Source organism: Sphingomonas sp. (genome assembly GCF_035714405.1).
Classification (GTDB): Bacteria; Pseudomonadota; Alphaproteobacteria; order Sphingomonadales; family Sphingomonadaceae; genus Sphingomonas.
Map to the genome: position 1 here is coordinate 72,871 of NZ_DASTMA010000017.1, position 7,116 is coordinate 79,986.

Sequence of the window (7,116 nt, forward strand, 5' to 3'; positions counted from 1 at the left end):
CGCTATTGCGAAGCGTTCGCAGTGTCAACGCTATTGATAATCGCTCGCAACTTCGATCACCAACCATGACCGCAACGCGCTAGCCAGGTTGGGCGCATCTCTCTGAGCCACGCGGATGGCGTCGACCTGCGCGACCACGGCACTGAGCGGAAGCGCGCGTCGCCGTGCCGCCTCCTCCAGCGCTTTCCAGAACACGGGCTCCAGGCTGATTGAGGTCGCATGCCCTGCGATGGTGACCGATCGCTTGACCGGCCCGGCAAAGCCGCCCGCCGGTGGCGTCAGAGGTGGGACGACCATACCCCCTCATAGCAGAATCAAGGTCCGGGGTCGAACTTCTGCCTTCACACCGGTCACCAACTCGCGGAGGCAACATACCCGCCGCTCGATCGCTATATGGGCGCAGATCGCGCGGACACAGCCTGACGAGGTGGCATGTTCTTTCTCTTCTCCCGCAAGCTCGGCTGCGTCGGTTCCCTGCTCGCATCGGCGGCGGTAACCGTGCTGCTGCTCTATCTGCTGGGTTGGCTGTGAGGCGCACCGTCGCCGCGGTGGCGTGCGCGGCGCTGCTCCATGGCTGCGGCGGCCCGGCGGAGGAGGGCACACGGATCTCGGACGCCGATCGGGCCTATGGCGAACAGCAGCATACCGTCCTGCTGGCGGAATTCGGCGGCGCCTATGCGGGCGACGAGGCGCGGTACCTCGCGGCGATCGGCGAGCGGATGGCGGCGGCGGCCGGTCTGGAGGGGCAGTGCCGGTTCACCCTCGTCAACAGCGACGTCGTCAACGCCTTCGCCGTGCCCGGCTGTTACATCTATCTCACCCGCGGACTGTTCGCGACGGTCACCAGCGAGGCCGAACTCGCCTCCGTGCTAGGGCACGAGGTCGGCCACATCGTCGGCCAGCACTCACAGCGCCAGCAGCGGCGCTCGCTGTGGCGTCGTCTGGGGGTGGTCGCCGTGTCGCTGACCGGCTCGGAGCGCCTCACTCGGCTGGCGGGACAGGCGGCGCAGCTGTTCACGCTGCGCTATTCGCGCAGCCAGGAGCATCAAGCCGACGACCTCGGCGTCCGCTACCTGCAGCGCGCCGGTTACGACGTCTTCGCGGCCGCCGACATGCTGCGCGCGCTACGGCGCCACGAGCTGTTCATGGCCGCGACCAACGGCCGCGATGCGGCGCGCAGCATCCCGGAATGGGCGTCGAGCCACCCGCTCGCTGAACAGCGGGTCGCGCGGATGACCGAGGCCGCGCGCGAGTCGGGGCTGGCCGACGATGAGCAGCCCGAACGGGAGGAACCCTATCTCGCCGAGGTCGACGGGCTGATCTATGGCGACGATCCGGAGCAAGGCTTCGTGCTCGGCCGCCGCTTCGCGCATCCGGTGATGCGCATCGCGTTCGAGGCGCCACCGGGCTTCTCGCTGACCAACAGCCCGCGGGCGATCCGCCTCAACGGGCCGAACGGCATCGCCGGCGAGTTCGGCGGCGGGCGGCTGCCGGCAGGCGGCCTCGACGCCTATGCGCAGGCGCTGCTCGCCCAGACGATCGGGGACACCCCCGCGGAGCTCGAAAGCGCCGACCCGGCGATGATCAACGGACTGCCGGCGATCTTCTTGCGTATCCGGGTCGCGGTCGAAGGTGGCACGGTGCCCTTGTCGCTCGCGGTCTACGACATGGGCGCGGGCGAGGCGTACCACTTCATCGTCGCGTCACCGCCGGCGGACGGCGGCGCGGCGGCGGTGCTGGCGCTGTTCCGCTCGTTCCGCCGGCTGTCGGCCGAGGAGGCGGCGGCGTTGCGGCCGCGGGTGATCCGGACGGTGGCGGTCAACCCCGGCGATACCGCGGACACGCTGGCCCGGCGGATGGCGGATCGCGCGCCGAGGGCGTTGTTCGACCTCATCAACGGACGGTCGGGCGACACGCCGCTGCGACCCGGGCAGCGCGTCAAGCTGGTCACCTATGGAGAGGCAGGACCGGCGCGATAAGACCTCAGTCGGTGTCGAACAGCGCCGCCAGCTGCTCGATGATCGTGCCGCCCAGCTGCTCGGCGTCCATGATCGTCACCGCGCGCTCGTAATAGCGGGTGACGTCGTGGCCGATGCCGATGGCGACCAGCTCGACCGGCGACTTGCTCTCGATCCAGCCGATCACCTGCCGCAGGTGCCTTTCCAGATAGGAGCCGGAGTTCACCGACAGCGTCGAATCGTCCACCGGCGCACCGTCGGAGATGACCATCAGGATGCGCCGGTCCTCCGGCCGCGCGAGCAGCCGGGCGTGCGCCCACAACAGCGCCTCGCCGTCGATATTCTCCTTCAGCAGCCCCTCGCGCATCATCAGCCCGAGCGAGGGCCGCGCGCGCCGCCACGGCTCGTCGGCCTTCTTGTAGACGATGTGGCGGACGTCGTTGAGCCGCCCAGGCTGCGGTGGCCGGCCGGCCGCAAGCCAGGTCTCGCGCGACTGCCCGCCCTTCCAGGCGCGAGTGGTGAAGCCCAGGATCTCGGTCTTGACCCCACAGCGTTCCAGCGTCCGCGCCAGGATATCGGCGGAGATCGCCGCGATCGAGATCGGTCGCCCGCGCATCGAACCCGAATTGTCGATCAGCAGCGTCACCACCGTATCGCGGAAATCGGTGTCGCGCTCGACCTTGTAGCTGAGCGACGATCCGGGCGAGACGATCACCCGCGCCAGCCGCGCCGCGTCGAGCAGCCCTTCCTCCTGATCGAAATCCCAGGATCGGTTCTGCTGCGCCATCAACCGCCGCTGCAACCGATTGGCGAGCTTGGACACCGCCGACTGCAGATGCACGAGCTGCTGGTCGAGATAGCCGCGCAGCCGCGTCAGCTCGTCGGCGTCGCACAGGTCGGTGGCCGCGACCACCTCGTCGAACTGCGTGGTCCAGGTCTTGTAGTCGAATTGCGGCGACAGGTCGGCGTGCGGCCGGTTGGGGCGGACGGGCTGAATCCCCTCCTCGCCCTCGTCGCCAGGCTCGCCGTCGAGATCGTCGAACTGGTCCTCGCCCTGGGTCTGGCCTTCGCCGTCCTCGCCTTCGCCCTCGGACTGCTCGCCCCGCGCCTCGACCTCCGCCTGGCCCTCACCGCCCTGCTCTTCGCCCTCGTCGCCCTGCTCCTGCTCGGCGTTTTCGGTGCCCTCGTCCTCGGCGCCGCCCTCGTCCGCCTCGTCGGGGATCATGTCGCCCTCGATCAGCTCCAACTGCTCGAGCATCCTGGTGGCGAGCGCCTGAAACGCGCGCTGGTCGTCGATTGCCAGCGCCAAGGCGCCGAGATCGGCCTTGCCCTCCACCCAGTCGCGCACCAGCGCCAGGCCCGGCTCGGCCGCCATGGGCGCCGCCTGCCCGGTCAGCTGCTCGCGGACCAGCAGCGCCAGCGCGGTCGACAGCGGCACCTCGTCCCGCGTACGCGCGCGGGTGATCGGGTCGGAGCGCAGTCGCACGTCGAGCGCCATCGCCAGATTGTCGGTGATGCCCTGAAAGCCGCGGCTGCCCAGCGCCTCGACCCGCGCGCCCTCGACCGCGTCGAACACCGCCCGCGCCACCGCCTCGCCGGGCGCGCCCTTCAGGTGCAGCGCCGTGTCGTGATGCCGCAGCCGCAGCGCGAAGCCGTCGGCGAACCCGCGCGCCTCCGCGACCTGATCCGCCGGTAGCGCGCGCGCGGGCATCGGCACTTTCAGATGCTTGCCCGATTGCGCCGGCGCATCGGCGGTGAAGGCGAGCTCCACCTCCGGCTCGTCGGCGATCGCGCGGCTGGTGCCGGCGAGTACGGCCTTGAACCGGTCGAGAGGGGTTTCGGTGGTCATGGTTCAACGCGTCTTAGTTGCAAGCCGGTCGTAGAGGTACGGCGACCGATCACGAAACCAAATGCCCATCTGATGCCGTCGCGGGAACCAGAGATTCACCGAACCGCTCGGCCCCGACGTTGCGATCGACGTGGGTCACGCCCGCCAGAAAGGCGGCCAGCCGGTCTGGATCGATCGACGCGAAGATCAGCCCATGGTCCGGCATCAGCGTGTGCAATCGGGCATATCCGGCAACGATCAGCGCGGTGCGGCGATCGGCCACCGTCTCGGGGATCAGTTCACTCGCGCCCACCAGCCAGCCTGCGAACGCCTCGTCGCTGCGCTGACGAAAGAGTATTGTGTTGACGATCGTGTGGAGAAAGTCGGACGCGTGCCTCGGCGCCGGTCCGACCAGCATGCCGGGCGACACCGCGGTCTGCGCGATCCAGTGTTTCGGGAGCGAATCGACACTCCCGGGCTCCGCCATCGTGCCCGTCGAGTAACCGACCTCGGCGGCAATCCCCTGCGCCAACATGGTCTCCATGACCGCGATCGCCGTGTCGCCGACATCCGCCTGCTGCACCTCGTGCAGCAGCAGCGCGTCCAGCCGCTGGCGTTGCAGCATGTTGCGGCTGATCTCGACCGACCGCACAATCGCTTCCCGGGACAGTTGCAATGGGGCGCTGTGAGCGTTGGCCTGCAGCGGCGTGAACTCTTCGCGCAGCGGCGTCGAACGCGGCCTCGCGACTGCCTTGACGGCGCGCGCCCAGGTTCGGGCTGTGGCGAACCGTGGCCGGAGCGAGCCGACCTTGGCGGTCACGCGGACGTCGGGACGACCGGCGAGAACGCTGCCCAGCACCCGTTCGGCCGTGCCCATGCCATAAGAGGGTGCCGAGTCGAAGTGTCGCACCCCGGCCGCCAGGCATGCCTCGATCAGCCGGCGGGATGCCGCGGCACTGGCACCGCCGGTCAGGCGGGCGCAGCCATAGACCAGGCGCTCGGCGATCATGTCGCCGCGCCCACCGGGCGTACCTGCGCGGTCAGATGATCCGCCAAGCGCAGCGCAAAGGCGATCGCGGTCAGGGTCGGGTTGGCGAAGCTCCCGGTGGGAAAGGTGCACGCGCCGGCGACATGCAGATTGTCCGTACCCCACACCCGCAGGTCGCGATCGACTACGCCGTCGGCCGCGCTCGCGGCCATGCGGCTCCCGCCCATCTGGTGCGAGCTGTCGTGACAGGAGAGCAGAAAGGCCGGATCGCGCGCCGTGATCCTGGGATCGATATCGATCGTGCCGAGCCCGGTCGCGACGAACGCGGCCGCGGCTTCCTCGCAGAACGCGGCGACGGTGTCGATCTCGCGCCCGTCGAGATTCCAGTGCAGGCAGATTTCCGCGCGCTCGGGCGGCACGTCGGCCTCCAGGGTGAGGTAGCTTTTCGACGTGACGATCTGCTCGATCTCGACGCCGAACGAGACGCCCAGCGACAGCAGCGAGGTCGACCTGCGGTGCCATAGATAGCGGATCGCCAGGGGAAACAGGATGCGCGAAAGCGTAAAGGCGTTGCGTCCCGCGTCCAACAACCGCGCGTCGCCCGGATTGCCCCGGATGCGGCCGAGCAGGCCACGCAGATCCTGGACGAGCACGCCTACCGAGGTCGGCGTGTTGATCGTGCCGGCGCAGTTCGCGCCGCCGTGCTCGGTGCGGAACGCCTCGGTCGCCTCGACCTTCACGCCATGCTTGCGACCGTCGAAATAGATGTTGTCGAACAGTTCGCGCATACGTCGCGCGTCGGCGACATGAATCGTGCCCGCCAGTCCATGCAGATGGTCGATATACCCCTTGCCGATGTTCGAATTGCCTTCGAATCCGCACCGCGGCTCGGTCGCCGCCGTGCGCAGCAGCAGCTTGACGTTCTCAAAGGTGCCGGTCGCCAGCACGACATGATCCGCCGCGAAGTGCGCGACCGTCCCGTCCGGGCGGTCGACCTCCACCCCGGCGACGCGACCCTGTGCGGCAAAGCGCAGGCGCGTGACGGGGTGATCCGTCACGATGGTGAGCGAGGACAGCGACCGCAGATCGTCCGCGAACAGGCGGGTGAAATCGGGCTGCGGCAGCCAGATGTTCAAGCGCAGCCGAAGCCGCTCCCCCAATGTTGCGGGTAGCTTGCTGGCGCGCCGCCAGATCGTGTCCGGCTCCGCTCCCGCCGCATCGATACCAAGGAAGCGAAACGCGGTGTCGATCGCGGGTGCGATCTCGACATGGCGGACCGGCCAGGGTGACGGGCCATCGACGGTCGGCCCGTCGAAATCCTGGGCGCTGAACGGAACCAATTGCCCGCCCCAGAGCCGCGTCGTGCCCCCCAGCGCGCGCATGCGCCCCTGCGTCAGTCCGCGGTGCGGCCGGCCCACCAGCCGCCCCTTGTTGAACTGCTCGTACCTGGCAGGCGGCGTCGCCGGGCCCGCCTCGAGCAGCAGCACCCGCACACCCCGGCGCGCCAGGCGAACGGCCATCGCCAGGCCGACCGCCCCGCCGCCGACGATCAGGACATCGGCCTTGCCGGGCTGCGCTTCGATCCGGTCGCCCTCGGGAGGCGTCACAACCTATGGCCGGCCCAGGTGCTGGCGCGCACGGCTCAACCCTTCCCGACCACGCTTTCGGGCAGGTCCTTGCCGAACACGCGCTGGTAATATTCCGCGACCAGCGGCCGTTCCGCCTCGTCGCACTTGTTGAGGAAGCTCAACCGGAACGCAAAGCCGACATCGCCGAAGATCAGCGTGTTCTGCGCCCAGGTGATGACCGTGCGCGGGCTCATCACCGTCGAGATGTCGCCGTTGATGAAGCCCTTGCGGCTGAGGTCGGCGACGCGGACCATCGCCTCGACCTCCTTCTTGCCGCCGACATGGTCGTACTCGCCCGACTTGGCGAGCACGATCTGCGCCTCCACCTGTGCGGGCAGGTAGTTGAGCGTGACGACGATGTTCCAGCGGTCCATCTGGCCCTGGTTGATCTGCTGCGTGCCGTGGTAGAGGCCCGTCGTGTCGCCGAGACCCACCGTGTTCGCCGTCGAGAACAGGCGGAACATCGGGTGCGGCCGGATCACGCGGTTCTGGTCGAGCAGCGTCAGCCGCCCTTCCACCTCCAGCACGCGCTGGATCACGAACATCACGTCCGGCCGGCCGGCGTCGTATTCATCGAATACCAGCGCGCAGGGGTGCTGCAGCGCCCAGGGCAGGATGCCCTCGCGAAATTCGGTGATCTGCTTGCCGTCCTTGAGGACGATCGCGTCGCGCCCGACCAGGTCGATGCGGCTGATGTGCGCGTCGAGATTGATC

Annotated in this window: 6 protein-coding genes; 1 reads left to right on the top strand and 5 read right to left on the bottom strand. The window is 68.9% G+C overall.

From position 1 onward, the window contains the following. Positions 1 to 30: 30 nt before the first annotated feature. Positions 31 to 297 (bottom strand): ribbon-helix-helix domain-containing protein, encoded by a 267-nt coding sequence (locus tag VFQ64_RS06790; protein ID WP_325102547.1) that lies wholly within the window; start codon positions 295 to 297, stop codon positions 31 to 33. 230 nt (positions 298 to 527) lie between these two features. Between VFQ64_RS06790 and VFQ64_RS06795 the strand changes: the two genes are divergently transcribed. Then, positions 528 to 1,979 carry a M48 family metalloprotease gene (locus tag VFQ64_RS06795; RefSeq protein WP_325102548.1) on the top strand — a complete coding sequence of 484 codons (1,452 nt, stop codon included), beginning with the start codon at positions 528 to 530 and terminating at the stop codon, positions 1,977 to 1,979. 4 nt (positions 1,980 to 1,983) lie between these two features. Here the strand turns inward: VFQ64_RS06795 and cobT are convergent, their stop codons facing one another. The 4 genes from cobT to VFQ64_RS06815 form a co-directional block, all read right to left on the bottom strand. Beyond that, positions 1,984 to 3,807, bottom strand: coding sequence for a cobaltochelatase subunit CobT (gene cobT, locus VFQ64_RS06800; protein WP_325102549.1), 1,824 nt, complete (start codon positions 3,805 to 3,807; stop codon positions 1,984 to 1,986). A 49-nt stretch (positions 3,808 to 3,856) separates the two neighbouring features. Beyond that, positions 3,857 to 4,795, bottom strand: a complete 939-nt coding sequence (locus VFQ64_RS06805) for an aldo/keto reductase (RefSeq protein WP_325102550.1) — start codon at positions 4,793 to 4,795, stop codon at positions 3,857 to 3,859. After that, positions 4,792 to 6,381, bottom strand: coding sequence for an FAD-dependent oxidoreductase (locus tag VFQ64_RS06810; RefSeq protein WP_325102551.1), 1,590 nt, complete (start codon positions 6,379 to 6,381; stop codon positions 4,792 to 4,794). The genes VFQ64_RS06805 and VFQ64_RS06810 overlap by 4 nt, the downstream gene beginning before the upstream one ends. A 35-nt stretch (positions 6,382 to 6,416) precedes the next feature. Further along, positions 6,417 to 7,116 (bottom strand): cobaltochelatase subunit CobS (locus VFQ64_RS06815; RefSeq protein WP_325102552.1); only part of this gene is annotated, 700 nt, incomplete at its 5' end.